Annotated in this window: 24 protein-coding genes and 2 pseudogenes; 9 read left to right on the top strand and 17 right to left on the bottom strand. The window is 72.6% G+C overall.

The genetic code is table 11. The features are described 5' to 3' along the window. Positions 1 to 14: 14 nt before the first annotated feature. Both HD596_RS36725 and HD596_RS36720 read left to right on the top strand, forming a co-directional pair. Positions 15 to 767, top strand: coding sequence for a FadR/GntR family transcriptional regulator (locus tag HD596_RS36725; RefSeq protein ID WP_185074081.1), 753 nt, complete (start codon positions 15 to 17; stop codon positions 765 to 767). Positions 768 to 987: 220 nt separating this feature from the next. Beyond that, positions 988 to 2,553 (top strand): benzoate-CoA ligase family protein, encoded by a 1,566-nt coding sequence (locus HD596_RS36720; RefSeq protein ID WP_185074080.1) that lies wholly within the window; start codon positions 988 to 990, stop codon positions 2,551 to 2,553. Here the strand turns inward: HD596_RS36720 and HD596_RS36715 are convergent. The 8 genes from HD596_RS36715 to HD596_RS36680 form a co-directional block, all read right to left on the bottom strand. Continuing rightward, positions 2,550 to 3,203, bottom strand: coding sequence for a class I SAM-dependent methyltransferase (locus HD596_RS36715; RefSeq protein WP_185074079.1), 654 nt, complete (start codon positions 3,201 to 3,203; stop codon positions 2,550 to 2,552). The genes HD596_RS36720 and HD596_RS36715 overlap by 4 nt on opposite strands. 102 nt (positions 3,204 to 3,305) lie before the next feature. Next, positions 3,306 to 4,823, bottom strand: a complete 1,518-nt coding sequence (locus HD596_RS36710; protein ID WP_185074078.1) for an acyl-CoA synthetase — start codon at positions 4,821 to 4,823, stop codon at positions 3,306 to 3,308. 56 nt (positions 4,824 to 4,879) lie between these two features. Then, positions 4,880 to 5,638, bottom strand: coding sequence for an aminotransferase class IV (locus tag HD596_RS36705; RefSeq protein WP_185074077.1), 759 nt, complete (start codon positions 5,636 to 5,638; stop codon positions 4,880 to 4,882). Positions 5,639 to 5,643: 5 nt separating this feature from the next. Then, positions 5,644 to 6,669 carry a hypothetical protein gene (locus tag HD596_RS36700; protein WP_185074076.1) on the bottom strand — a complete coding sequence of 342 codons (1,026 nt, stop codon included), beginning with the start codon at positions 6,667 to 6,669 and terminating at the stop codon, positions 5,644 to 5,646. Next, positions 6,666 to 7,145 carry a SigE family RNA polymerase sigma factor gene (locus tag HD596_RS36695; protein ID WP_246555103.1) on the bottom strand — a complete coding sequence of 160 codons (480 nt, stop codon included), beginning with the start codon at positions 7,143 to 7,145 and terminating at the stop codon, positions 6,666 to 6,668. Before HD596_RS36695 ends, HD596_RS36700 begins: the two co-directional genes overlap by 4 nt. A 338-nt stretch (positions 7,146 to 7,483) precedes the next feature. Then, the gene (locus tag HD596_RS36690) at positions 7,484 to 8,446 is read right to left on the bottom strand and encodes an adenylate/guanylate cyclase domain-containing protein (RefSeq protein ID WP_185074074.1); all 963 of its coding nucleotides are present in this window, start codon (positions 8,444 to 8,446) and stop codon (positions 7,484 to 7,486) included. Positions 8,447 to 8,812: 366 nt separating this feature from the next. Continuing rightward, positions 8,813 to 9,598 (bottom strand): NUDIX hydrolase, encoded by a 786-nt coding sequence (locus HD596_RS62425; RefSeq protein ID WP_246555101.1) that lies wholly within the window; start codon positions 9,596 to 9,598, stop codon positions 8,813 to 8,815. A gap of 20 nt (positions 9,599 to 9,618) precedes the next feature. Next, positions 9,619 to 10,572 (bottom strand): LysR family transcriptional regulator, encoded by a 954-nt coding sequence (locus HD596_RS36680; RefSeq protein WP_185078939.1) that lies wholly within the window; start codon positions 10,570 to 10,572, stop codon positions 9,619 to 9,621. Between the two features lie 66 nt (positions 10,573 to 10,638). On the opposite strand from HD596_RS36680, the gene HD596_RS36675 reads away from it, so the two are divergent. After that, positions 10,639 to 11,958, top strand: coding sequence for an MFS transporter (locus HD596_RS36675; protein WP_313045761.1), 1,320 nt, complete (start codon positions 10,639 to 10,641; stop codon positions 11,956 to 11,958). Next, positions 11,955 to 12,197: a hypothetical protein gene (locus HD596_RS36670; protein ID WP_185074073.1), complete on the top strand. Its 243-nt coding sequence runs from the start codon at positions 11,955 to 11,957 to the stop codon at positions 12,195 to 12,197. The genes HD596_RS36675 and HD596_RS36670 overlap by 4 nt, the downstream gene beginning before the upstream one ends. Positions 12,198 to 12,473: 276 nt before the next feature. Here the strand turns inward: HD596_RS36670 and HD596_RS36665 are convergent, their stop codons facing one another. The 5 genes and pseudogenes from HD596_RS36665 to HD596_RS36645 form a co-directional block, all read right to left on the bottom strand. Then, positions 12,474 to 13,217, bottom strand: coding sequence for a hypothetical protein (locus tag HD596_RS36665; RefSeq protein ID WP_185074072.1), 744 nt, complete (start codon positions 13,215 to 13,217; stop codon positions 12,474 to 12,476). Positions 13,218 to 13,304: 87 nt separating this feature from the next. Further along, the gene (locus tag HD596_RS36660; protein ID WP_185074071.1) at positions 13,305 to 13,949 is read right to left on the bottom strand and encodes a response regulator transcription factor; all 645 of its coding nucleotides are present in this window, start codon (positions 13,947 to 13,949) and stop codon (positions 13,305 to 13,307) included. Continuing rightward, positions 13,940 to 14,575: pseudogene (locus HD596_RS66265) on the bottom strand (sensor histidine kinase); the annotation flags it as partial. The gene HD596_RS36660 and the pseudogene HD596_RS66265, both read right to left, overlap by 10 nt. A 638-nt stretch (positions 14,576 to 15,213) precedes the next feature. Beyond that, complete coding sequence (locus HD596_RS36650) at positions 15,214 to 16,005, bottom strand: ABC transporter permease subunit (protein ID WP_185079471.1); 792 nt, start codon at positions 16,003 to 16,005, stop codon at positions 15,214 to 15,216. Between the two features lie 10 nt (positions 16,006 to 16,015). Further along, a pseudogene (locus HD596_RS36645) lies at positions 16,016 to 16,906 on the bottom strand (ATP-binding cassette domain-containing protein); the annotation flags it as partial. Positions 16,907 to 17,033: 127 nt separating this feature from the next. On the opposite strand from HD596_RS36645, the gene HD596_RS36640 reads away from it, so the two are divergent. Then, positions 17,034 to 18,113, top strand: a complete 1,080-nt coding sequence (locus HD596_RS36640) for a DUF5685 family protein (RefSeq protein WP_185074070.1) — start codon at positions 17,034 to 17,036, stop codon at positions 18,111 to 18,113. A 143-nt stretch (positions 18,114 to 18,256) separates the two neighbouring features. Here the strand turns inward: HD596_RS36640 and HD596_RS36635 are convergent, their stop codons facing one another. Genes HD596_RS36635 through HD596_RS36625 form a run of 3 tightly spaced genes read right to left on the bottom strand, consistent with a single transcriptional unit; the run spans position 18,257 to position 19,886 of the window. Beyond that, positions 18,257 to 18,565 (bottom strand): YbaB/EbfC family nucleoid-associated protein, encoded by a 309-nt coding sequence (locus HD596_RS36635; RefSeq protein WP_185074069.1) that lies wholly within the window; start codon positions 18,563 to 18,565, stop codon positions 18,257 to 18,259. 20 nt (positions 18,566 to 18,585) lie between these two features. Continuing rightward, a complete protein-coding gene (locus HD596_RS36630; RefSeq protein ID WP_185074068.1) occupies positions 18,586 to 19,464 on the bottom strand; it encodes a WXG100-like domain-containing protein in 879 nt (292 codons plus the stop codon). Continuing rightward, the gene (locus HD596_RS36625; protein ID WP_185074067.1) at positions 19,464 to 19,886 is read right to left on the bottom strand and encodes a hypothetical protein; all 423 of its coding nucleotides are present in this window, start codon (positions 19,884 to 19,886) and stop codon (positions 19,464 to 19,466) included. The genes HD596_RS36630 and HD596_RS36625 overlap by 1 nt, the downstream gene beginning before the upstream one ends. Positions 19,887 to 19,905: 19 nt before the next feature. On the opposite strand from HD596_RS36625, the gene HD596_RS36620 reads away from it, so the two are divergent. Then, entirely contained in the window at positions 19,906 to 20,238 is a 333-nt protein-coding gene (locus HD596_RS36620; protein WP_185074066.1) for a hypothetical protein, read from the top strand. 46 nt (positions 20,239 to 20,284) lie between these two features. On the opposite strand, the gene HD596_RS36615 is transcribed toward HD596_RS36620, so the two are convergent. Next, the gene (locus tag HD596_RS36615; RefSeq protein ID WP_185074065.1) at positions 20,285 to 23,104 is read right to left on the bottom strand and encodes a hybrid sensor histidine kinase/response regulator; all 2,820 of its coding nucleotides are present in this window, start codon (positions 23,102 to 23,104) and stop codon (positions 20,285 to 20,287) included. Between the two features lie 162 nt (positions 23,105 to 23,266). Between HD596_RS36615 and HD596_RS65085 the strand changes: the two genes are divergently transcribed. The 3 genes from HD596_RS65085 to HD596_RS36600 all read left to right on the top strand — a co-directional run bounded on the left by HD596_RS65085 (position 23,267) and on the right by HD596_RS36600 (position 25,634). Further along, positions 23,267 to 23,953: a response regulator gene (locus tag HD596_RS65085; protein ID WP_185074064.1), complete on the top strand. Its 687-nt coding sequence runs from the start codon at positions 23,267 to 23,269 to the stop codon at positions 23,951 to 23,953. Further along, positions 23,950 to 24,777, top strand: a complete 828-nt coding sequence (locus tag HD596_RS36605; RefSeq protein WP_246555099.1) for a glutamate ABC transporter substrate-binding protein — start codon at positions 23,950 to 23,952, stop codon at positions 24,775 to 24,777. The genes HD596_RS65085 and HD596_RS36605 overlap by 4 nt, the downstream gene beginning before the upstream one ends. Before the next feature lie 113 nt (positions 24,778 to 24,890). Continuing rightward, positions 24,891 to 25,634, top strand: coding sequence for an amino acid ABC transporter ATP-binding protein (locus tag HD596_RS36600; protein ID WP_281398290.1), 744 nt, complete (start codon positions 24,891 to 24,893; stop codon positions 25,632 to 25,634). The last annotated feature ends 10 nt before the right edge of the window (positions 25,635 to 25,644 follow it).

Here is a 25,644-nt window from a genome sequence, read left to right as displayed (position 1 = left end):
TCAAGGGGGCTTTCATGGGTGGTCCGCGGTTCGAGCCGGTGCGTGCCGTACGCGCCTACGAGCGGGTGGTGGAGCAGGTCGAGGAGGCCATCGAGAGCGGCTCCCTCTCGCCGGGCGAGCGGCTGCCGAGCGAGCGGGAGCTCATGGTGCAGTTCTCGGTCAGCCGGTCCACCGTACGCGAGGCGCTGCGGGTGCTGCAGGCGCGCGGCCTGGTACGGTCCCGGCCCGGCGACCCCAACGGCGCGGAGGTGCTGCCGTTCTCGCCCGCCACGCTGCACAAGTCGATGACCACGCTGGCCAGGGTGGAGGAGCTGTCGCTGGCCGAGCTGGTGCAGTTCAGGATGGTGCTCGACTCGTCGGCGATCCTGCTGGCCGCCCGGCTGCGCACCGACGCGCAGTTCGCGGAGATGGAGTCGGCCGTCGCGCACATGCGGGCCGCCGTGGAGGCGGGGCAGGACACGTTCGGCGAGGCCGACGTGGCCTTCCACGACGTGGTGGCGCGGGCGAGCGGCAACAAGCTCATCCAGATCTGCACGGACGTGGTCCGCTCGATCGTGCTCAAGCTGATCTCGGAGAAGATCGCCGACGCGCCGGATCGGGAGGCGCTGATGCGGCAGAGCATCCGGCACCACGAGGAGGTGCTGGCCGCCATGCGCGCCGGCGACGGCCCGCTGGCCGCCCGCCTGTCGAGGAAGGCGATGTACGACTATTACGCCGGCTACCTCCCCGCCACCGAACGCCCCGCCCTCACCGCCCTCCTCGACTAATCCCCACCCTCCGCCCCCTGTCCCGTCCCTCGGAGGACCGCGACCCCGGACGGCGCCGTACCCCGGCCCCCTCCTCCCGGAGCCCGGAACACCCCGTCCCCTCCCCCAAGGGACCGCAACCCCGGACGGCGGGGCAGGCCCGTACTACACGTCATTGACGCCACATCCCTCCTATGTAGAAGATTTCCCTACGTACACGCGCCTGCGGATGGGGACGCCCATGTCGTCCGAGTCGTTCAACGCCAGCGTCTTTCTCGTGGACCGCCACCTCGAAGCCGGCCACGGCGACCGCATCGCCATCACCGGCCCCGCGGGCACCCTGACCTACGCGCAACTGGCCGACCACGTCGCCAGGTTCGCGGCCGGCTTACGCACGATGGGCGTCCGCCCCGAGGAGCGGGTCCTGCTCGTCATGTCCGACCGCCCCGAGACCGCGATCACCATCCTGGCCGTCATGCGCATGGGCGCGGTCGCCGTACCGGTCTCCACCATGTACAACCCCACCGAGCTCGCCACCCTGATCCGGGACTCGCGGGCGAGGGTCGTCGTGGCCACCCCCGAGTTCGCGCCGGCCGTACGCGAGGCCGTGCGGAGCGCGCCCGACGTGGCGGTGCTCGTCCTCATCGACCCGCCGCCGGCGGAGGAGACGACGCCGGTGTGCCTGTGGTCCGACGTCCTGGAGTCGGGCAGGGCGGCGGCCCTCCCCTACGACACCTGGCGCGACTCCCCCGCCCTGTGGCTCTACACCTCCGGCACCACCGGCGCCCCCAAGGCGGCCATGCACCGGCACGGCGCCGTCCGGGAGGTCTACGAGGGGTACGGGCGGCAGGTCCTCGGCATCCGCCCCGACGACCGGTGCTTCTCGGTCGCGCGGCTGTTCTTCGCGTACGGCATCGGCAACTCCCTGTTCTTCCCCCTGGCCGCGGGTGCCACCGCGGTCCTCGACCCGGCGCGGCCCACCCCCGCGGGCGTGGCCGCCAGGGTGATCGAGGAGCGGCCGACGCTGTTCTTCGCGGGCCCGACGTTCTTCGCGGCGCTGCTCGCCTCCGACACCCCCGCCGGCGCCTTCCAGTCCGTACGGCTGGCCGTCTCGGCGGGCGAGGCGCTGCCCGCCGAGATCCACCGCCGCTTCACCGAGCACTTCGGGGTGGACATCATCGACGGCCTCGGCTCGACGGAGGCGCTGCACATCTTCATCTCCAACCACCCGGGCCGGGTACGCCCGGGCAGCTCGGGCACCGTCGTGCCGGGCTACGAGGCCAAGCTGCTCGACGACTCCGGCGCGCCCGTCAAGGACGGGGAGCCGGGCCACCTGTACGTCCGGGGCGAGTCGGTGGCCAACGGCTACTGGTGCCGCACGGCGACCACCCGGCAGGTGTTCCAGGGCGAGTGGCTGCGTACCGGCGACACCTACATCAGAGGCGAGGACGGCTTCTACCAGTGCCTCGGCCGCTCCAACGACATGATCAAGGCGGGCGGCATCTGGGTGTCGCCGATGGAGGTCGAGGCCCGGCTGCTCCAGCACGAGTCGGTGGGCGAGTGCGCCGTCGTGGCGTACATCGACGAGGACGGGCTGGAGAAGCCGGTGGCCTGCGTGGTGTCCGCGCCGGGCCGCACGGTGGACGCCGGCGAGCTGATCGGCTTCTGCCGGGAGGGCCTGGCCTCCTTCAAACGGCCACGCGAGGTCCTGGTGCTGGACGAGCTGCCGAAGACGGCGACCGGCAAGATCCAGCGCGTGGTGATCCGCCAGATCGCCGCCGACCTCCTGGGCAAGGCCGGCGGCTAGGAGGGCGGCGGCGCCGTTCTCGTCCCGTAGACGGTGACGGCGAACGGGCGCGGCGTGGCCGTGTAGACCTGCCCGGTCAGGCGCGACAGCGCCGCGTGCGAGTCCAGGTAGTGGTGCAGCCGGTCGGCCTCCGGCCACGGGTGGACCGCCACGAGCACCCCGTCGGGCACCAGCAGCTCGCTGAGCTGCGCCGACGCCTGCCGCAGCCGCTCGCGGCGGCCCAGGTAGTAGAGGGTCTCGGAGCAGAACACCAGGTCGAAGCGCTGGTCGGAGCGGTGCGTGAGGATGTCCGCCCGGATGAAGCGCACCCGCCCGTCCTGCGGCACGCGCTCGCGCGCCCGCGCCAGGGCCCGCTCCGACACGTCCACCCCGATGATCTCCGCGTCCGGGTACGTCACCGCGAGGACGTGCGTGAACACGCCCTCGCTGCACCCGACGTCGATGATCCGCCGGTACCGCCGGACGGGCAGGTGCTTGAGCGTGGTGCGGTACTTGTCCTGCTCGTAACTGTCCGTGGCGAGCTGCCACGGGTCAGGGGTCCGGTGCAGCCAGTCGAAGACGTGGCGCAGGAGCGCCGCCTGCCCCGCCGGAGACAGCAGGGACAGGGCACGGAAGAACGTACGGTGCAGGATCTCCGGCAGGCTCGGCATGCGGCCTCTCTCGGTCGAGACGCCCAAGGTCTGAAGGGGAAGTCGTCACCGAGAGTGAATGCCCGCTAATCGCCGGCCTGACGCCGCCCCGCTGACGCGCGATCAGAACGCCTCGCGCAGCTCCCGCTTGAGCACCTTGCCGGAGGCGTTCTTGGGCAGGGCGTCCACGAACACCACCCGCTTGGGCGTCTTGAACGCCGCCAGCCGTTCCCGCAGGAACGCGACCAGCTCCTGCTCCGTCACCTCGGCCCCTTCGCGCAGCACCACCGCGGCCGTGACCGCCTCGATCCAGGTGTCGTCCGGCACCCCGAACACGGCCGCCTCCGCCACGTCCGGGTGCTGGTAGATGGCCTCCTCCACCTCGCGGCTGGCGACGTTCTCGCCGCCCGACTTGATCATGTCCTTCTTCCTGTCCACCACGGACAGGTAGCCGTCGGCGTCCATGACGCCCAGGTCGCCGCTGTGGAACCAGCCGCCCCTGAACGCCTCGGCGGTCTTGTCCGGGTCGTTCCAGTAGCCGAGCATGGCGTGCGGGCTGCGGTGGACGATCTCGCCGACCACGCCGGGCGGCACGGGCCTGTCCTGGTCGTCGACGACCCTGGTCTCGACGTTCAGGGCGGGCCGACCGGCCGAGCCGAGGCGGGTGAGCTGCTCGTCCGGGCCCAGGATGGTGGCAACCGGGGCCATCTCCGTCTGGCCGTAGAAGTTGAACAGGCGGACGTCCGGCAGGCGGGCGGCGATCTCCTTCAGCACCTCGACGGGCATGATCGAGGCGCCGTAGTAGCCCTTGCGCAGGGACGACAGGTCGCGGCGGTCGAAGTCGGGGTGGCGCAGCAGGCCGATCCAGACGGTGGGCGGGCAGAAGAGCTTGGTGGCGCGCTCGCCCTCGATGGTGGCCAGGATCGACGCGGGGGTGGCGCCGGGCAGGATGATGTTGGTGGCGCCGAGGTAGACACCCGGCGTCAGGAAGCAGTGCAGCTGGGCGCAGTGGTAGAGCGGGAGGGCGTGGATCTCGACGTCGTGGTGGCTCATCTCGCCGTCCACGACGCAGGTGACGTACTGGGAGATCAGGCTGCGGCTGGACAGCGTGGCGCCCTTGGGCCGCGACTCGGTGCCGCTGGTGTACATGAGCTGGATCGGGTCGTCGTCGGCGATCTCCACCTGCGGCTCCGACGCGTCGTCGAAGGCCGCCCAATCCTTGAACGACTCCCAGCCGTCGGCCGACCCGATCACGCCGCGCACCCGTACCTGCGGCCCGGCCGCCGCCGCGGCGACCGGCAGCAGCGCCTCCTCCACAAGGATCCCGCTCGCGCCGGAATGCTCCAGGATGTACGCGACCTCCGACGTGCCCAGCATGAAGTTGATCGGCACGGAGATCGCGCCCAGCCGCGCCAGCGCGAAGTACGCCACCACGAACGCGTGGTTGTTGTGGCTGAAGACGGCGAACCGGTCACCCTTGCCGACGCCGCGGGCGGCCAGGGCGTTGGCCGTGCGGTTCACCGCCAGGTCGAGGTCGGCGTAGCTCTGCCGCAGGTCGCCGTAGACGACGGCGGTCTTGGCCGGGTAGCGGGCGGCGGAGCGACGGAGGAGATCACCAATGGCGTGCCGGCGAGTCGTCATGCGGACTTCCCTTGCGATCGCAGAACGATGATCGGCGATCGTACCTGACAAAGGGGTCAGTCCAGCGGATCCCACGCAATACGGTCGTAATGCTCGAGAACGCTCGCCATCAGCGCGTCGTCCTGGGGCAGCGGGATGCCGTCCACCCCGCCCACCGGCCAGACACCCCAGGAGTTGCAGAGGAAGACCTGGTCGAACCCCTGCAGGTCGGCGACCTTCAACGGCCGCCGCTCCTGCGGGACGTCCATCCGCTCCAGCAGCTGCATCGTGATCCCGCGCAGCATCGGCGCGTCCGGCCACACCAGGCGCCCCCCGGCGAAGCCGCCCACGTTGGTGATCGAACCCTCGCTGATCAGGCCGTCGGCGGTGGTGAGCAGCGCCTCGTCGAAGCCCTCGCGCTCGACCTGCCGCCCGATGTGGGTCTGCATCATGCCGGAGGCCTGCTTGATGTGCGGCAGGTAGCGCTGGCCGACGACCGACTTGACGCTCACCGGGCCGGTGGGCGGCTCGTGGGGCGGCGCGGCGACCGCGATGACGCGCGGGCCGTCGGCGAACTCCACCACGGACACGCGTACGCTCGCGTCCCGCACGTCGTCGCCGAGCACGGCCGCGATCGAGCCGAGCACGGCGGCGCGGTCGACCGGGACCCCGAACAGCTCGGCGTTGGCCGCTTCCAGCCGGGCGACGTGCAGGTCGAGCCCCCGCACCCGGCGATCCCTGACCTGCATGGAGGTGAAGTGGCCGTAGCGCGCCTGCCACATGAGGCGCGCGTCGGCGTCCACCAGCCTGCCCTCGAAGGCTGCGCGTTCCGTCACGCGATCTACTTTACGTACACGCCCACCGACCAGCGCACCGGGCGGTTGGTGTACTCGCCCCAGAGGCCCATCGTCCCAGTGATCGTCACCCTCTTGCCTTTGGGGACGAAGAACTCCTGCATGCCCATGGGGTACGGACCTGATTTCCAGACGGCACAGTCCGTGGCCATGGATTCCTGGGCGTCGATCCGGTATTTGAACCACATCCGCGTGGCCAGCTCACCCGTGCAGAGCTGTTCGACGCCGATCTTGCCGCCCGGGCTCGTGACCACGAGGGTGAAGGACCGATTCCGATCCCACGTACCCGTCGCCGAACGGGCCAGCTTCCACCCCGCCAGCCGGTCAGGGAAGTCCCTGACCGGCTCGGGCTCGACCGGCCGCGCGGGCGGCGTCCACTCGTAGACGGCCACGTGCCAGGTGGCCTCCTTCGGCGTGGGAGTGACGCACGGCCCGTCCTTCTTCCGCTGGACGCAGCCCCGGCCGACGACGGTCGTGTCGAACGTGACCGTGGCCTCCGTCTCGCCGCGCCGGACCACGGACAGCGGGCGCAACTGCATCGCCTTCCCGCACGGCAGGATCCGGCTGCCGGTGTCGGCCCTGCCGTTCACGAAGACGACGGGCGAGCCGGCGTCGGCCTCCCCGTCGCACGTCATGGCCACGTCCAGCGGCTTGCCGGAGAGCGGCACCGTGAGCGCGACCTTCTTCGCGCCCTCCGTCCTGATCGTGCCGACGGCCAGGCGGCGGTACGCGGTGCCGTCGCCGGCGGTGAACTCCTCGGGCAGCCCGGCGGGCCTGTCCTGTTCGGCCCTTGCCGTGGCGGTCGTGCCCGGCTCCGGTGCGGTCACCGTACCGGGGAGCAAGGAGACGCCCACCACGGCGCTCGCCGCCACCGCCGCCGTGCCCACCGTCACCCTCCTGCGCAGGCGGATCCGGCCGATGCGGGAGCGGACCTGGTCGTGCCGGTACGGGTTCGCCGGTGACGGGGTCTCGGCCTGCTCACGCAGGACGTCACGCAGGTCTTGCACGGTCATCGGTGCAGCTCCTTCACGATCGACTCGTCCACTCGCAGCTTGGCCAGCGCCTTGGCGGTCTGGCTCTTGACCGTGCCCTCCTGGCAGCCCAGGATCGCGGCCACCTCGGCCACCGGCAGGTCCTCGTAGAAGCGCAGCACGATCACCGCGCGCTGCCTGGCGGGCAGCCGCCCGACCGCCTGCCACAGTTCCTCGCGCCTGCCCGCGTCGTCGTGCGCGGGCTCCTCCGGCAGGTCCCCGCTGGGCAGCTCCCTGCGCCACCTGCGGCGCCACCAGGAGGTGTACGTGGTCACCAGGACCCGGCGCACGTACGCCTCGGGCTCGTCGATGCCCGCCCAGGCGAACCACGCCTTGGCCAGCGCCTCCTGCAGCAGGTCCTCCGCGGTGGCCCAGTCGTGGGTCAGCAGGTACGCCGTGCGTAACAGCCGATCCGACCTCGCCACCACAAAGTCCTGAAATATCGCCCTATCCGCCAACTTGATACGCCTCTCATGAGAGCCTGCTGCCGGTAGTGACGCATCGACCGCAACCCCAGGTTGCCCACCCCCGCCAACGACCGCCGCCCACACCCCCAATCCCCCAGCGCGCCCCAGCACCCCGCCACCGGCGCAGCCCCACGCGACAGCGCGCGCCGCCCCGGCCAGGACGCCCATCCGCGCCCGACGCCCTGACCCCGCCCAACGCCCCACATCGCCCCGACATCGTGACGCCGTCCGACGCCGGGGCGCAGGTCGGCGGCGTTCGGCTCTGTCGCGTCACCCCGGGCGGCGCGCAGATGCCCGGGAGTCGGCGAAAAGGGCGGGGGGGGGTGGGGTCAGGAGCCGGCGCGGGTGACCGTGAACGGGGCCAGTTCGCCGAGGCCGCGGACCGACAGCCGGTTGACGGGCCGCAGCCGGAACGCCCGGTCCCCCTCCAGGTCCTCGGCGAACTGCGGATCCGCCAGGATCGTCCCCGGCAGCGACAGCGCCGTGAGCCGGCTGGCGAGGTTGACCGTGGTGCCGAAGACGTCCCCCATGCGCCAGATCACCGGCCCCGCCGCCAGCCCCACCCGCAGCTCCGGCATGTCCTTGATCTTCGCGTGCGTCTCCACCAGCCGCAGCGCGATCTCGGCCACGACGTGCGACTCGTCGGCCACGAACAGCACCGAGTCGCCCAGCGTCTTGACCACCCGCCCGCCGGTGGAGGTCACGATGTCGGCCGAGCGCCCCTCGAACCTGTCGATCAGCCTGGACAGCTCGCTCCCCGTGATCTGCCTGCTCAGCCGGGTGAACGCGACCAGGTCGGCGAAGCCGACGGCCAGGCGTACGGCGCTCATGTCCTGCTCGGCGATGCGCCCCGCGGCGGCGGCGAGCTGGCGCTGCCAGGCGTAGACCAGCAGGCGCGCCAGGTCGGGCACCACCCGCTCGGCCCGCCGGCGCCAGGCGCGCGGGCGTTCGGCCAGCGGCACCCCGGACTGGTCGAGCGCCTCGACGCCCAGCTCGGCCTGCGACTCGGCCAGCCGGGCCGTCGCGCTGCCGATCGAGCGCGCGACGAGCAGCATGTGCTCCTCGTCGTAGACGCCCGAGCTGACCAGCCCGAGCATCGTCCTGAGCGCCTCCACGTCGGAGTCGGTGAACTCGACCGCGTCATCGGCCACGTTCGCGAACCCCAGGGCACGCCAGTAGCGCCGCGCGCGGTAGACCGGCACCCCTGCCATGTAGGCCACCTGGTGGCTGGTATAGCGCCGCGGCTCGCGCAGAAAGGCCTCCGTCAGCCCGTCACCGTCCACGCCCGCCACGCAGGCAAGATAACACCCTGTGGGCCAGGTCACGCCCCCGCTCCCCGCGGGATCCGCTCCGATCAGGACGTCTCGGGTGGACGTACTCGTAGTCGAACGGACGGCCGTTGATGCCGTTGCGGGGCGGCGCCACCCAGGCCGCGATCTTCCCCGGCTCGTGGGGCACGCGTCCAGGCGCTGATGCGCGCCGTCGGCAGCCAACGGTCGCGGGAGGCCGTCCTGGGTGGGCAGCGCGGGGCCCAGCTCCGACCACCACCGCAGGAAGCGCGGCTGCCACGACTCCGGCGCCCGCCGCAGCCGGCGGTCCTCCGCGAGGTCGACGTTGTGGGGGATGCGCTCGGTGTGGTCGGCGATCGGGGCGCATCGTCAACGTGCAGACCATTCGTGCAGGGCGTAGGGCACGCTGTTCACGACGTTGGCGATGGCCGCCGCCGGATAGCCGACCATGTCGCGGGGCAGGCCGTCCAGGGGCCACCAGGCGATCTCGGAGCATTTGTCTGGTTCGGCGTTGTACGGCTCGCCGCTCCACGTGTCGGCGGCGAAGAAGAGGCCGACGCGTTCCGGGGCCCGGTGCATGACATGGACGAACCTGAGGTCCGCCGGGTCGATGGTCACGCCGACCTCCTCGCCCGCCTCCCTGACGGCCGCCTCGGTCGCCGATTCGCCCGCTTCGAGGTGCCCCGAGGGCAGGTGCCACAGCCCGTCGCCGTACCCGGTGCCGGCCCGCCTGCCGAGCAGCACCTTGGAGTCGCGGAGGAGGAGCACGTGCACGTCCACGATCGCCCGGAAACGTTCCCTCGGCAGCCCTTGAACGGAGGTGAGGGGTGCGCGGCGGTCGAGCGCCTGGGCCCATTTGACGGCGACGGCGGCCACCTGGATCAGCTCGGCGCGCAACCGCTCCGGGTCCGACTCCGCGAACGCCTCCAGCACCTCCTCCGCAAGAACGTGCCGCCACGTCAGCGTCCCGGCCTCGGCCGCCGCTTCCGTCTCGGACCTGGCCCGGCCGGACTCGGCCACCGCCCCCTCGTGCCCGGTGCCGTCGGGCAGGAGCTGCATGCCCCACCGCACGTCCTGGGCCACCCGCTCGGCGGTCACGTCCGCGAGCACCCTCGCCAACGAACCCGGCACGCCGGCATCGCCATCGTGTTTCATGGCCACCAGTCTGACGGGGTTCAGGGGGTGGCGGGGCGGAAGCCCGGGCCCAGGTCGGTGGTGCCGGCGCGGGCGTGGTCCCGGAAGGCGCGTACGGCCAGCGGAAGGCGCGCGTCCCGGAGCCAGCTCACCCCGATGGTCCGGTACAGGGGCGGGGACAGCGGGATCTCCACCACGCCGGTCACGGTCGCGTCCGCCGCGGGGTGGGTGGAGCGGGGCAGGACGGCGACGCCGAGCCCGGCCGCCACCAGCCCGCGTACGGTCTCCGTCTCCTGGCCCTCGAACGCGATCCTCGGCTCGAACCCCGCCGCCGCGCACAGGTCGTCGGTGATCTGGCGCAGGCCGTACCCCGGCTCCAGCGTCACCAGCTCCTCCCCCGCCAGCTCCGCCGCACGCACCCGCGCCCGCGCCGCGAGCCGGTGGGTCGGAGGCACGGACAGGACCAGCTCCTGGTCGGCGAGGGGAGCGCCGGCGAGGTCGGGGGCGTCCACGGGCATGGGTGCGACGAACACCAGGTCGATGCGGCCCTCGCGGAGCTCCTCGATCATGTCGTGGCGCGAGCCCTGCACCAGGCTGAAGCGGATGCCGGGGTGGCGCTCGCGGAAGCCGCCGATGAGGGACGGCACGAGGGTACGCCCCAGCAGGTGGAGGAAGCCCAGGACGATGCGGCCCGAGGCCGGGTCGATCTCCTCGCGTACCTCGCGGGCGGCGGCGGCCATCGCGGTGAGGGTGCGGGCGGAGGCGGCGGCAAGGGTGCGGCCCGCCCGGGTCAGGCGGATGCCACGGCCGGAGGGTACGACGAGCGGCGCGCCGACCAGGTCCGCGAGGGCGGCGAGGCGGCGGCTGGCCGTGGGCTGCGGGATGCCGAGCAGTTCGGCGGCGCGCGTCACGTGACCCGTCTCGCCCACGGCGGCCAGCAGGGCGAGCGCGGGCGCCAGCCGGGCTGCCAGCCGTTCGTCAGCCGATTCATCCATCACGGTATGAATTATCGCCTATTCCCGCATTAGACGTATTTATTAGCCTTGCTTAGCGTTGCAGGCGTGGTGGTTCTCGAGGCTCCTCCGGTTCGTGACACGCGGCGGGTCAGTGCGGCTGTGGCCGCGGCCGGGGTGTCGTCCTTCGCTCTGCTGTACGCGCCGCAGCCCGTGCTGCCGCAGCTCGCCGCCGGGTTCCGGCTGGATCCGGGCAGCGCTTCTTTGACCATCGGGGTGGCCACCGGGGCGCTGGCCGTGGCCGTGCTGCCGGTGGCGTGGCTCGCCGGGCTGGTGGGGCGGCGTAGGGTGATCGTCTGGTCCGTGCTGGCCTCCGCGATCATCGGGCTGCTGCTGCCGCTGGCCCCTTCCTTCTCCGTCCTGCTGGTGATGCGGGCGGTGCAGGGGGTGGCGGTCGCGGGGTTCGCCGGGGTCGCGGCGGCGTACCTGGCCGATGCGGTCGGTACGGCACGGCTGCCCGCCGCGGTGGGGGCCATGATCGCGGGGAACTCGGTCGGCGGGATGCTGGGCCGGCTCGGCGCCGGGTTCGCCGCCGGGCCGATGGGGTGGCACGGAGCGCTGCTGGCGGTGGCGGTGCTGTCCCTGCTGTGCGCGCTCTTCGCGGCCCTCACCCTCCCGCGCGACCAAGCCCCGCAGCCCGGATCGGAGGTCACCGAGCTCGGATCGGAGACCCCAGGGCGCGGGCCAGGGGCCCGGGAGAGTGGACCGCAGCCCCCGGGGCGCGGGTCACGGTCCCCGGAGAGCGGACCGCAGCCGGCAGGGCGCGGGCCACGGTCCCCGGAGAGCGGATCGCCGGAGGCCGGGCCCGTCCGGAGGGCTCGGCTCGGGGCCGGGCTGGTCGGGCCGTTCACCGTGGGAGCGCTGGCCACGGGGGCGTTCGTCGCGCTCTACAACGCCGCCGGGTTCCGCCTGGCCGCCCCTCCCCTGTCGCTCGCCCCCGCCGCGGCCTCCCTCGTCTTCCTCTCCTACGCCATGGGCACCGCCTCCTCGGCCGCCGCCGGGCGCCTGGCGCAACGGCTCGGCTGGACGAAGGCGCTGGTCACGGCCCTCGCCGTGACAGTGGCGGGCTCCGTGCTCACCGCGCACACGTCGCTGCCGCTCGTCGCGGCCGGGTTCGCCGTACTGACCGCCGGGTTCTTCGCCGCGCACGCCATCGCCAACGCCTGGGTCGCCGCCGAGGCGCCCCCGAGCGCCCGGGGCCGCGCGGCCGGCGTCTACACCCTCTGCTACTACCTGGGCAGCGGCCTCGGCGGCACCGCGGGCGGCGTCGTGTACGGGCACGCGGGCTGGGCCTGGCTGATCGGGCTCACCTCGGCCTGGCTGGCGCTGGCGATCGTCGCCGTCCTCATGACCCGCCGCTCAAGGTGAGAGCAGGTCCAGCCGGGCCGCGCAGGATGCTGTGCGACACCGCCGTCCACCACTACGACGCGGCAGCCACGACGGGGGCCGCGTTCGGGATCGCCGACGACCTCGCGGCCGAGGTGATCACCGAGGGCATGGAGATGCCGGCCTCCCCGGGTTCGGAGTCGCTGAAGCCGAGCCTGGTGGAGCTGCGCGGCCGGGGCGAGCGGCCGGGGTACGGCCGGACGGGGGCGACGGCTGGGTGATCGTCAGGAGGAGCCCGGGGGGTGGTGGTGGGAGCACGGGCTGGTGGAAGCGGGCGCGGTGGTGTCGGGGGCCGTCGCGGACCTCATGCTGGTGTGCTCCCGCCGCCTTCCTCTCGACGACGCCCGGGTGAAGGTCTCCGGGGATGCTGCGCTGCTGGGGCACTGGCTGGCCCACATGGCGTTCTGGCCGCGGCCCCGGCTGTCCGCCGGACTGCGCATCGCGGACAGCCGGCCCGTGGCGGGCTCCGCCGAGGACCGGCCGGCCGGCGGCGGCGCTCAGGAACCCGCGTCGGTGGTCACCGTGTCGGGGTCCGGCGCCTTGATCGACACCTTGGCGCCCCACCCGGTGAAACGGCTGTCGATCGTGATCGTCTTGCCGTCGAAGCCGCTCTTGTCGAATACCCCTGTCGCCGCGTACGAGCTCTTCACCCTGCTCACCAGACCGGCCGAGGTGAGGGTGAGGGTGTAGGCGACCTTCGTGTCGTCGTGCATGCGCAGCGGGATGGACGCGTCGAACCAGCGCGACACCTTCTCCAGTTCCTTGAAGGTGATCTGTCCTGTGAGGGTGCTTCCGCGCAACTTGCCCTTCTTGATGAGCGTGGCCAGCGTTTTCGGCTCCGCGGGATTGATGACCTGCCCGTAGAAACCGCCGGCGCCTCCGGGCATGCCGCCGCTCTTGAGCCACGTCTTGCCGGCGGGAAGGCGCTCCTCCCAGATGCCGCCCGAGGTATAGGTGACCTTGCCGATGCTGATGGCCCGCTCGGGCTCGGCGGGGCCGGTCTTGTTCGTGATGTCCGAGGCGGCGATGCCCTTGGCGTCGAACTGGAACGTTCCCTTACGGCTCTGCAGCTTGACCTTGCCGTCTCCGACGAGGGTGGTGGTCTCGGTGAACCGTACGCCGTGCCCGGAGACCAGCTTGCTCTTCAGAGCTCGTACGGGGTCCTTGGGAGCAGCCTGCGCGGGGGTGGCGGTCGCCAGAAAGGCGCAGCCGGCAGCCAGGGCCGTGATCGTTTTCTTCATGGGCTGTGATCATGGCGGTAGCGGGTCACAAATGGGCCACGGCCGGGCTCCCGCGATCAGCCGCCGTACGCCTACGCCGTCCGGGTCTCACGTGTCCAGGTAGCGGAGGATGGCCAGGACGCGGCGGCTGTAGTCGGGGTCGCGGGGCAGGTCGAGCTTCTCCACGATGGCGTTGACGTGCTTCTCGACCGTGCTGAGCGAGACGTGCAGGCGCTCGGCGATGGCCGCGTTCACGAAGCCCTGGGCGAGGTGCCGCAGCACCTCGCCCTCGCGCGGGCTCAGGCCGCTCAGCGGGTCGGCGTGGGTGGTGCGGGCCAGGAGCTGCCGCACCACCTCGGGGTCGAACGCGGCTCCGCCCGCGCGTACGCGTTCGAGCGAGTCGAGGAAGTCGGCCACCTCCGAGACCCGATCCTTGAGGAGGTAGCCGAGGCCCCGCGTGGAGCCGGCCATGAGCCTGGCGGCGTAGTGCTGCTCGACGTACTGCGACAGGACCAGCACGCCGACGCCGGGATGGCGGTCGCGGATCTCCAGGGCCGCCCGGAGGCCGTCGTCCTTGTGGCCGGGCGGCATGCGGACGTCGATCACGGCCACGTCGGGGCGGTGGTGCTCGACGGCGGCGAGCAGGGCGGGGGCGTCGCCGACGGCGGCGACCACCTCGTGACCGGCGTCGTCGAGCAGCCGGGTGAGCCCTTCGCGCAGCAGCACGGAGTCGTCGGCCAGGATCACCCGCACGACGAGCCCGCCTCCGCCCCGGACCCGCCGGGCGGCCCGGTGACGCCCTCCGACGCCTCGGGGGAGCCGCCGGGCGGTGTCTTCGGGAGGGTGGCGGCGATCTTGGTGGGCCCGCCCGCCGGGCTCCGGACCGTGAACTCCCCGTCCAGCGCCAGCACCCGCCGCGCCAGCCCCGACAGCCCGCCACCCGCCGGATCGGCCCCGCCCGTGCCGTCGTCCGAGATCACCACGCTCACCGCCCGCTCGTCCTCCGTCAGCACGACCAGGATGTCACGCGCCCCGGCATGCTTGATCGCGTTGGTGATCGCCTCACGGGCCACGAAGTAGAGCGCGGTCTCCACCTCCGAAACGGGCCGCCCCGCCAGCCCGTAGTGCACGGTCACCGGTACGCTCGACCGCTCGGCGACGCCCGCCAGTGCGGCGCGCAGCCCCAGCTCGTCGAGGGCGGTCGGGTAGATGCGCCAGGCCACGCTGCGCAGCTCGTCGAGGAGCTGGCGCGACTCGGCGTACGCCTGGGCGACCAGCTCGGTGGTCGCCCCGGGGTCGGCGCTGTGCCGGGCCCGGCCCAGCAGCATGGCGAGCGCGACGCCGCGCTGCTGGACGCCGTCGTGGAGGTCGCGTTCGATCCGCCGCCGCTCGTCGTCCACGGCCCGGACGATGCCGGAGCGGGTGGCGGTCAGCTCGGCGATGCGCCGGCGCATCAGCTCGTGGCTGCCGGGGCCGAGGAAGTGGCCGGCCAGCCGCCGTTCGAGCGATCCGACGGCCAGGGTCAGGAGGGCGACCAGGGCGAGCAGCACGGCGCCGCCGGTCAGGCCGAGCATGGCGCTGCTGGTGACGATCCGGACGCCGGGCAGGTTCACCGGCACCGGCTCGGCCCGCCCCCGGGCGAGATCCCACAGGCCGCCGACCAGCAGGAGCCCGCTGAGGAAGAGGCCCGCCGCGCACAGGTACCCGCCCAGGACCCCCAGGGCGGCACGCACGGCGAGGAAGCCGTAACCGCCGTCCCGCCGCGCCACCTCGTGCCCGAGCCAGCCGGACAGCCTGGCCCGCTCCAGCGCCATCAGCCTGTCCAGCCCCCGGACGACGGCGGGCCGGGCGGCGGGGACCAGCCAGGCGGGCCACGCCACGCACAGGAACACCAGCTCGACGAGGCCGAGGGCCATCCCGAGGACGACCCCGGCCAGCTCCCGGGCTGCCCTGCTGCCTGACACGGGCGTGAATTCTAGGCGCAACCCCCTGAGGACACGTACCGATCCACGCATCGCTAGGCGTCGCGGCGGCGCAGCACCGCGTGGCCCGCCGCCAGGGCCGCCGCCGTCCAGGCGAGGAGCCAGGCCAGTCCCTCCCCCGCCGAGTACGGCATCGGCCCGCCGGCCAGGTTGTCCGTGCTCCCCATGAACGCCAGCCCCGCGAACGTCGGCATCCGCAGAGAGGCGTCCAGCGCCGCCTGGCTCCCCGTCATCAGCAACATCAGCGGCAGCCCCATGAGCAGCATGAACACCACGGTCAGCGTGCCCGCCGCGCTGCGCACCGCGACGCCGACGCCGAGCGTCATCACCGACACCAGCGCGAAGAACGCCCCGACCCCGAGCAGGTCCGGCACCACCTCGCCGATCGGCGACACGACGAGCCCGCCGAACAGGGCGCCGGACAGCACGACCTGGACGACCACCGTCGCCACGGCCCCCGACAGCACGCCCGCCACGGCCATCACCGGCGCCACCACCAGCGCCTTGGCCGCCAGCACCACCCCTCGGGCGGGCGTGGCCTGCAACGTGGCCCGGATGCTCCCGGACGAGTACTCCGAGGTGATCGCCAGCATCGCCAGCGCCACCAGCGCGAACTGGACGAACGACGTCGCCGACACCACCGGCTCGCTGGCCGTCACCCGCGCGCCGGTCCGGCCCTCGCGCAGGGCGTCGGTGGCGCTCGCGCCGCCCAGCGTGAGCGCGGTCACCACCATGAGCGCCGCCGCGCCGGCCAGGCACCACCACGTGGACCTGACCGACCACAGCTTCGTCCACTCGGACCCGATCGCCTGCCACAACGTCCTCATGATCCCGCCCGTACTCGACGCTTCCCGCGGTCAGCTCCTGGTAGGCCTGTTCGAGGGAGGCCTCCCGGGTGCGCAGCTCGTGCAGCCGGATCCCGGCCTCGTAGGCCAGGTCGCCGACCGTTTCGAGGGTGGCGCCGGTGGCCTCCAGCTCGTTCTCGCCGTACCGGTCCACCGCGATCCCGGCGGCGCGCAGCCGTACCGCGAGATCGCCGGCGTGCGGGGTGCGGACGAGCACGGCCGTCAGGGAGCTGGCCGCGATGACGTCGGACAGCGGCGCGTCCGCGATGAGCCGGCCCTTGCCGATGACCACGAGGTGGTCGGCGGTGAGCTGCATCTCGGTCATGAGGTGGCTGGAGACGAACACCGTCCGCCCCTCGGCGGCCAGCGAGCGCATGAGCCCACGCACCCAGCGCACCCCGTCCGGGTCGAGCCCGTTGACGGGTTCGTCGAACATCAGCACCTGCGGATCCCCCAGCAGCGCCGCCGCGATGCCGAGCCGCTGGCTCATGCCGAGCGACAGCGCCCCGGCCCGCTTGCGTGCCGCCGCGGCCATGCCGACCGTCTCCAGCACCTCGTCCACGCGCCGCCGCGGGATGCCGTTGGCGCGGGCCAGAGCCACCAGGTGCGCGTGGCCGCTGCGGCCCGGGTGCAGCGCGCGGGCGTCGAGGAGCGCGCCGACCGTGCGCAGCGGGTTGCCGATCCGGTGGTACGGCACGCCGCCGATCAGCGCGGTGCCGGAGGTGGGCCGGTCGAGGCCGAGGATCAGGCGCATCGTGGTCGATTTCCCGGCCCCGTTCGGGCCGAGGAACCCGGTCACCGTGCCCGGTCTCAGCTCCAGTGTCAGGTCGTCGACCGCCGGGCGGTCGCCGTACCTCTTGCTCAAACCCTTCAGACTGATCACGCCGCATCACGCTAGGCGGCCCCGGGTCCGGCGGGTATGGGGGCGATCCGCCGACTTCGATGGCGGAAAACCGTAAAACCCGGGCCGCTACGATTCCCTCGATCACCGGCGAATCCTGCGAGGTCGTATGTTCGGCATCATCCGTCCCTGTGGCGAACACGGGTGCCCGTCGCTGCGTGCGGCCTGGCGGGCGCACCTGTGCGGGTTGTGCCTGACGTTGCGGGACGGGCAGGGCCAGGCGGCGCGGCTGGCCACCAACTACGACACGCTGATCATCTCGGTGCTGACCGAGGCCCAGCTCGGGTCGGCCGCGCCCCGCCGGACGGCCGGGCCGTGCGCGTTACGGGGGTTCCGCGCCGCCGAGGTGGTGGACGCGCGGGCGTCCGGGGCGCGGCTGGCGGCGGCGGTGTCGCTGGCGCTGGGCGCGGGCAAGCTGCGCGACCAGGTGGCCGACGGCGATGCCGTCCTCGGGGCCGCTCACGGGGCCGCTCTCGGGGCCGTTCTCGAGCCCGCCTTCGGGGTGGCGCGGCGGCGGCTGGCGACGCGGTGGGAGGCGGGCGGGGCGCGGCTGGGGGCCGGGGTCGGGTTCGACACGGCGGTGCTGGTCGCGACCGTGGACCGCCAGCTCGACCTGGAACGCCGGGCCGCCTCTGACGGCGGGCTGGGGGTGCTGGAGCTGACCGCGCCGACGGAGGAGGCGGTGGCGGCGGCGTTCGCGCACACGGCGGTGCTCGCCGGACGGCCGGGCAACGCCGCCGCGCTGGCCGAGGCGGGCAGGTTCTTCGGCCGGATCGCGCACCTGCTGGACGCGGTCGAGGACCGGGCCGAGGACGCCGCGCGGGGCGCGTTCAACCCGCTCATCGCCACCGGCACCGGGGAGTGGGAGGCCCGGCGGCTGTGCGACGACGCCGCCCGCGGCCTCACCCTGGCCCTGCGGGAGGCGGAGTTCGAGGAGCGCCACCTGGTGGACACGCTGCTCGGCACCGAGGTGCAGCGGGCGGTGGAGCGGGCGTTCCGCGCGTCGTACGAGCGGCCCGGGTGGATCCGCAGGACGGGGGCCGGGGTCCTGACGGTCCTGACCTGCGGCCGGTGGCAGCCCCGGTGGAACAGGCGGAACGCCCGTCACCGCGGCGGGGGCGGCTGCAACCTGGACTGCCCCTCTTTCGACTGCTGCGACTGCTGCTCCTGTTGCGACTGCGGCAGCTGAAGCCGCTCACGCCGGCCGGACGGCGCTGACCGCGGCGTCCCGCACGTGCGCGGCGGCGGCCAGGCGCGCGAGGTCAGGCGCGCGAGGTCAGGCGCGCGGAGTCAGGCGCGCGAGGTCAGGCGCGCGGAGTCAGGCGCGCGAGGTCAGGTGCCGAAGACCGTCTTCGCCAGGTCGTACGACTGTCCGGCCACGTCGTCCTCCGCCCGCCGGAACGCCTCCACGATGGCGTCGGCCAGCGCCTGCGAGCCCAGCCGCATCGCCCGCGGGTCGATGCGCAGCCCGGCCAGCGAGCCGGTGGGCTTGAGCTCGACGACGACCTGCCCGCCGGCGCTCTCGCCGCGCCCCCGGGTCTCCTCCAGCAGGCGGCTCACCTCCTCCAGCTCGGCCGTCCGCGCCGCCATCTCGGCCAGCGCGCGGTCCAGCTCCGGGTCTCCGGTACGGGGTGTCGTCATCGGTGTTGTTCCTTACTCACTCAACGCTTGAAGATGAAGGCCCTGGGCGCGTGCGCCAGCGCCGAGCGGAGCGCGCCCTGCTCCGACATCGATCCACCGGCGACCAGGGGGTAGATGGTGGCGGCCGAGAGCGTGCGGCGGAAGAACTTGCCCGCGGGGTCCGAGCCGAGCAGCGTCTCGGTGACCTTCGTGGCGGGGAAGAACCTGCGCACGTCGCTCAGCGCCTTGATGCCGCCGTTGTAGGCCATCTCGGCGGCGAAGTGCTTGCCCGCGTACTCCCAGAGGTTGCCCATCGGCTGTCCCGTGGCGGCCGAGCTGCCCGCGTGCACGCCGGTCTTGAGCGCGGTCCACAGCACGGAGTCGGCCAGCGCGTCGAGGCCCTCGCGGACGAAGTAGTTGCCGACGCGGCGCTTGCCCATCCGCGCCTCCAGGATCATCTTGGTGATCTTCTGGAAGAGCGTGCGCTCCAGCTTGGCCCTGGACACCAGCCATTTGAACGCCTTCTCCGCCGCGACCCTGGCCGCGGGGTAGACGAAGCCGAACATCATCGTGAAGGCCATGGCGGCGAGGTACGTGCCGATGATCCGGAGCTGTTCGCGGTGCTCCTCGACGGCGTCGGCGTACTCCTCGCAGCCCGCCGCCAGGTCCAGCAGCTCCTCCTGGAGCGCGGCGTAGCGGGGGGCGAGCTCCTTCGGCCACACGTCGGCGAAGCGGTCCACGATGCGGCTGTCGTTCGCCTTGCGCGCCTCGGCGACGCCGGCGTCGGTCTTGTGGGCGACCTTCCCGATGGACTCGGCCAGCGCGCGCAGCGCCTTGGCACGGTCCCGCAGGTTGCTCACGTCGGCCACCGGCACGTGGACGTCGGCGAACCAGGCCAGCGCCTGGAAGGGGTCGAACATCAGGCGCCTTCCTTGCGCGGCGGGGCCTGCGGGATCGGCGGCGCGGGCAGGTCGGGGATCTTGGGCAGCGTGCTGATGATCTGCTGCTCCAGGAAGTCCCAGAACTTCTCGAAGTCGCGGAAGTTCCCCGCCGAGCTGAAGTTCTTCTCGGCGATGCGCCGCATCGCCTCGGTGAGCGAGTCGTAGCCGTCGCTGTACCACTCGGCGAACGCGCGGCCGTCCTCGTCGCCGCCGACCAGGTTGGAGGTGGTGGCCAGCGAGGTGGAGCCGCGGTGCAGCGCCACGACGTCGTCGCCGGTCTTGTCGAAGAGCTTGGCCAGGCGGCGGATCGAGGTCCAGTGGATCTCCAGGCCGCCGGCGGGGGCGTCCGGGGGCTGGACCGGCTCCTGGGTCGGGGTCGGCCGCGGGGAGGGCTGCTGCACCGGAGGGACGACCGACCAGGTGGGCGTGGGAACGGGCGACCAGGTGGGCGTGGGGGTGGGGGTCGGCCTGGGGGTGGGCGTGCCCGACGGAGTCGGGGTCGGCCTCGGTGAGCCCGTCGGGGTCGGGGTCGGGCTCGGGGGGCCCGTGGGGGTGGGCGTCGGCGTGCCCGTGGGCGTGGGAGTGGGGGTGCCCGTCGGGGTGGGAGCCGGGGTGCCGGTCGGGGACGGGGTTCCCGTCGGGGACGCGGTCGGCGTCGAGGAGGACGTCGGGCTGGGGGTGGTCGTCGGACTCGGCTCACCAGACGAATCAGCCATCAACCCTCCAATCACTACAAACAAACACGACAAGTAACGGTGCGACACTAACGTTCACAAATTTCCCAGATGTTAACAAGCGGCTACGGATTGTTCATCCACGCCGGCGTCACCTTGAGCAGCTCGCCCAGCTCGTCCAGCGACTCGCTGTCGACGGTGCCCGTACGCGCCAGGTCCTCGACGCGCCGGCACAGCTCGGCCTCGCGCGCCGCCCCGACGGTCGCGCAGCTGCCCTTGAGCCGGTGGGCGAGCGCGGCCACCTCCGCCAGGTCGCCGGTCCGCGCCGCCAGCCGCAGCTCCTCGTACGTCCGCGCCGCGGTGGCCAGGTACGCCTCCGCCACGTCGGCGAGCGCCTCCGGCGACAGGCCCACCAGCTCGGGCGGGAGCCCCGAGTAGGCGGCCCACTCCGGGATCCTGGCGAGCAGGCGCGGCCAGTCCACCGGCTTGGCCAGGTGGTCGTCCATCCCGGCCGCCAGGCAGCGGATCCGGTCGTCCGGCATCGCCGCCGCGGTCATCGCGATGATCGGGGTGTGCGCGTCCTCGCGCCGCCTGATCTCCTCGGTCGCGGCCAGCCCGTCGAGCACGGGCAGCTGGCAGTCCATGAACACCAGGTCGTAGCCCCCGGCCAGCACGGCGCGCACGGCCTGCTCGCCGTCGTCCACGACCTCGACCTCGTGCCCGGCCTGGCGCAGCACGAGCATCGCGACCTGGCGGCTGACCTCGTCGTCCTCCGCCACGAGGATCCGCGCGCCGCCGTCCCTCCCCGCGAGCTCCACGCCTTCGCGCGGCTCGCCGGGGCACTCGGCGGTGACCAGGGCGTTCTCCACGGCGGCCAGCAGGCGGCGGCGGCTCAGCGGCCGGGTGATCGACTGCACGGCCCGCTCCCCCACGGCGCCGGGCCAGGCGAAGCCCGACCGCCCGGGGGTGACGACCACGACCACGCTGGTGGCCTGGAGCAGCGGGTCCGTGAGGATCACGTGCGCGGTCGACTCGGCGCCGGTGCCGAGGTCGAGGGCGACGACCGCGAGCTCGTACGGCCGCCCGCCCGCCGCGGCGGCCCGCAGCAGCTCCAGGGCGGAGTCCGCGGTCTCCTCCACGTCGAGCCCGGCGCCCGCCAGGAACCGCACGGCCAGCGCGCGGTCCTCGGGCCGCGGGTCGGCGACGAGCGCGCGCCTGCCCTGCAGGGCCTCGACCGACGGCTCCGTCCAGGTCAGCACGTCCAGCGGCAGGCGCACCCAGAACCGGCTGCCCACGCCCTCCACGCTGTCGAGCCCGATCTCCCCGCCCATGAGCTCGGTGAGCTGCCGGCCGATGGCCAGCCCCAGGCCGCTGCCGCCGGTCCTGCGCGTGATCGGCGAGTCGACCTGCCGGAAGACGCCGAACACCCGCTCGCGGTCGGCGGGCCCCACCCCGATCCCGGTGTCGGCGACCGCGAACCTGAGCACCGCCCGCGCGTCGCCGGGCTCGCCCTCCTCGAGGGTGACGTGCAGGTCCACCCCGCCCTGGACGGTGAACTTCAGCGCGTTGCCCACCAGGTTCGTGAGGATCTGGCGCAGCCGCGCCGGATCGCCCGTCACCTGCCGGGGCACGCCGTCGTCGAGCCGAAGCGTGAGCCAGAGCCCCTGCTCGTACGCGTGCGGCGCGAACGGCGCGACCACCTCGTCACACAGCCGCGGCAGGTCGAACGGCACCGCGTCCACCTGGAGGTGGCCCGCCTCGATCCTGGACAGGTCGAGGAAGTCGTCGAGCAGGCGCAGCACGTTCTGGGCCGACTCCTGGGCCGTGGTCGCGTAGTGGCGCTGCTCGTCGTCCAGCCGGGTGCCCATGAGCAGGGAGTTCATGCCGAGCACGCCGTTGATCGGGGTGCGGATCTCGTGGCTGATCTTGGCCAGGAACTCGGACTTGGCGCTGGAGGCGCTGACCGCCTCGTCCCTGGCGGCGGCCAGCTCGGCCGCGTACCTGGCCAGGGTGGCCTGCGCGCGGCGGCGGCCGCGCGTGGTGTGGATCTGCAGGCCCAGGCCGATGAGGATGAGCAGGGCCAGCAGGGCCGCGACGGTCATGACGTTGGTCCTGAGCCGCTCGGCCGAGGCCAGCGCCTCGGCGGCGGACACCTCGGCGGTGACCGTCCAGCCGATGCCCGGGATCGGTTCGGACGCCGACAGCACCGTGCCGTCGACGCCGCTGAACAGGCCGTTCCAGGTGCGCCCGGCGAGCGCGGCGTCCACCCGGGGATCCTCGCGCAGGGAGGTGAGCGCGAGCAGCTTCCTGCCGGGGTCGGCGACGAGCACGCCCGCCCGGTCGGTGATCAGCAGCCTGATGTCCTGCGCCTCGGCGGCGTCCTTGGCGAAGTCCTGGATGGCGTCCAGGCTGTAGACGACGGCGAGGATGCCGAGCATGCGCTTGCCGTCGGCGCTCGGGATCGGCGCGGCCACCGCGACCGCCCTGGACACGTCGATCATCGTGGGCGTGTACGCCTGGGAGATGTGCGCCGCCCGCCGGTCGCGCACGGCGCGGTACCAGTCGGTGGCGGTGAGGTCCTGGGGCAGCACGGTCTTCGGCTCCGCGCCGAGCATGCGGCCCTCCGACGAGACCAGGATCAGCCCGCTGATGCCGTCGCGCAGCTCCTTGAGCTCTCCGAGGTGCGTACGCATGGCCTCGGGGGTGGTGTGCTCCACCGTGTCGCGCACGCCGGGCCGCTGCGCGAACGCGGTGACGAGCTGGGCCAGGGAGCCCATCTGCTGCTCGACCACGACCCGGCTGACCGAGGCGGTGATCCTGACCCGGTCGTCGACCTCGTCGCGCACGGCGTTCTCCGACAGGGAGATACTGGAGGAGGTCAGCAGCGCCAGGGGCAGCAGGCCGAGCAGCGTCCACAGGGCAGTCACCGCGAGCACCCATCTCACCGGCGTCCGTCCTCCCCCCTGTCCGTTCGGCTACAGATTAAGAGGAAGAGGGCATGGACGGCGGATCACGGTGAGCAGAACGCGCAAAACTTGAGCGTTTGTAATAAAACCTGCCTAAGCTCACTCTGATTTGTAAAAACTGCACCTGGACGAGGAGTGGCGGTGCCTGAGCCGCGGGACATCACCGTTCTCATCGTGGACGACGACCCGGTCGTCACGGCGGCCCTGCACGCGCAGGTGAACAGAGTACTCGGGTTCAGGGTGGTCGGGATCGCCCACACCGGGCAGGCGGCGCTCGCCGCCGCCGGCCGGTTCGCGCCCCGGCTGGTGCTGCTGGACCTGCACCTGCCCGACCTGCCGGGGCTGGAGGTGGCGCACCGGCTGCGGCGGCCCGAGCAGCCGCCCATCGACATCATCGTGATCTCCGGACGCAAGGAGTCGGCCACGGTACGCGCGGCCATCCAGCGCGGCGCGCTCTACTACCTGGTCAAGCCGACCAGGGCGGGCACGCTCGAGCAGACGCTGCTGCGCTACGCGGCCACGGCCGAGCAGCTGGAGTCGGGCGACCGGTTCGCCGAGCAGCAGGAGATCGACCGCATCTTCCGCACCCTCCACCTCGACCAGGGCGTCCGGCCGAAGAGCATCTCGGCGGCGACCGAGCAGGCCGTGCTGGACGCGCTGGCCGCCGTGCCGGAGGACGTGTCGGCGCACGAGCTGGCCGGGATGATCGGCGTCAGCCGCGCCACCGCCCGCCGCTACCTGGAGCATCTGGCCGATCGCGGGCTGCTCGAAGGCCGGCCGAAATACGGGCCGACCGGACGCCCCCAGCACCGTTATCGAGTGCGATGAGAGGGCTCAGGGCGCTGCTCGCCGTCCTGCTCTGCCTGGCCGCCGCCGGCTGCGGGAGCGACAACCCCTTCCCCGAGGGCTCCACGATGGCGCGGATCAGGGAGCGGGGCGTCCTCGTCGTGGGCACCAAGTTCGACCAGCCGATGTTCGGTTTCAAGGATCCGACCGGCGGGCGGATCACCGGCTTCGACGCCGAGATCGCCAGGCTCATCGCCAAGGACCTCACCGGCAGCGAGCGCAACATCCGCTTCGTCGAGACCGTCTCGCGCGAGCGGGAGAACTTCATCTCGCAGGGCGTGGTGGACCTCGTCATCGCCACGTACTCGATCACTCCGGCCCGCGCGCGGCTCGTCGCCTTCACCGACCCGTACTACTACGCCGGGCAGGACCTGCTGGTCAGGATCGCCGACACCACCATCAACGACGTGTCGGACCTGAACGGCAAGACCGTCTGCACCGCCACGGGCTCCACGTCCGTCGAGCGGCTGCGCACCCTGGTGCCCCGCGCCACCCTGGAGATCGTCGACGCCTACAGCATCTGCGTGCCCGCGCTCACGAACGGGCGCGTCGACGCGATCAGCACCGACGACACGATCCTGCTCGGCCTGCTCGACCAGCATCCGGACATGTTCCGGCTGGTGCTCAAGCCGTTCGGGCGCGAGCCGTACGGCATGGGGGTGCGCAAGGAGGACACCGTCTTCCGCGACTACCTCAACGGGCTGATCGCCCGCTGGCTGCGCGACGGGCAGTGGGACCGCGCCTACAAGGACACCATTGGCGTCTCCGGCGTGACGTCCGACTCCTCCCGGCCTGCCACCCCCTGACTCTGATCGAATTCAGATCAGCCAATCCCTGAGCAGAACGCGCACAAGCCTTTCGGTGACACATACGGCTCCTACGGTTACGCCATCGCTGACCGAGACAAGGAGCGTGACGCATGACCGAGGCCGACCTGATCGTCCTGGACCAGGTCAACAAGCGCTACGGCGAGCACCACGTGCTCAGGGACGTCAACCTGAACGTCCGGCAGGGCGAGGTCGTCGTGATCATCGGCCCGTCCGGCGCCGGGAAGTCGACCCTGTGCCGGGCGATCAACCGCCTGGAGACGATCGACTCCGGCACGATCACCCTGGACGGTACGCCGCTGCCCGCTGAGGGCAAAGCGCTGGCCAAACTCCGCGCCGAGGTGGGCATGGTGTTCCAGTCCTTCAACCTCTTCGCGCACAAGACCGTCCTGGACAACGTCGTCCTCGGGCAGGTCCACGTGCTGAAGCGGCCGAAGGCCGAGGCCGTGCGCAAGGCCCAGGAACTGCTCGACCGGGTCGGCATCGGCGGCCAGGCCGCCAAGTTCCCCGCCCAGCTCTCCGGCGGGCAGCAGCAGCGGGTGGCCATCGCCCGGGCGCTGGCCATGGACCCCAAGGCGATCCTCTTCGACGAGCCCACCTCGGCCCTCGACCCGGAGATGGTCAACGAGGTGCTCGACGTCATGACCTCGCTGGCCCGCGAGGGCATGACCATGGTGGTCGTCACCCACGAGATGGGCTTCGCCCGGCGCGCGGCCGACCGCGTCGTCTTCATGGCCGAGGGCGAGATCGTCGAGCAGAACACCCCCGACGCGTTCTTCGGAGCCCCGAACAGCGAGCGCGCCCAGTCCTTCCTCGCCAAGATCCTCACTCACTAAGGAGCCGTCA

This window comes from Nonomuraea jabiensis, assembly GCF_014204795.1.
GTDB lineage: Bacteria > Actinomycetota > Actinomycetes > Streptosporangiales > Streptosporangiaceae > Nonomuraea > Nonomuraea jabiensis.
The sequence above is the reverse complement of the archived record's forward strand: the minus strand, read 5'-3'. Positions and strand labels throughout refer to the sequence as shown.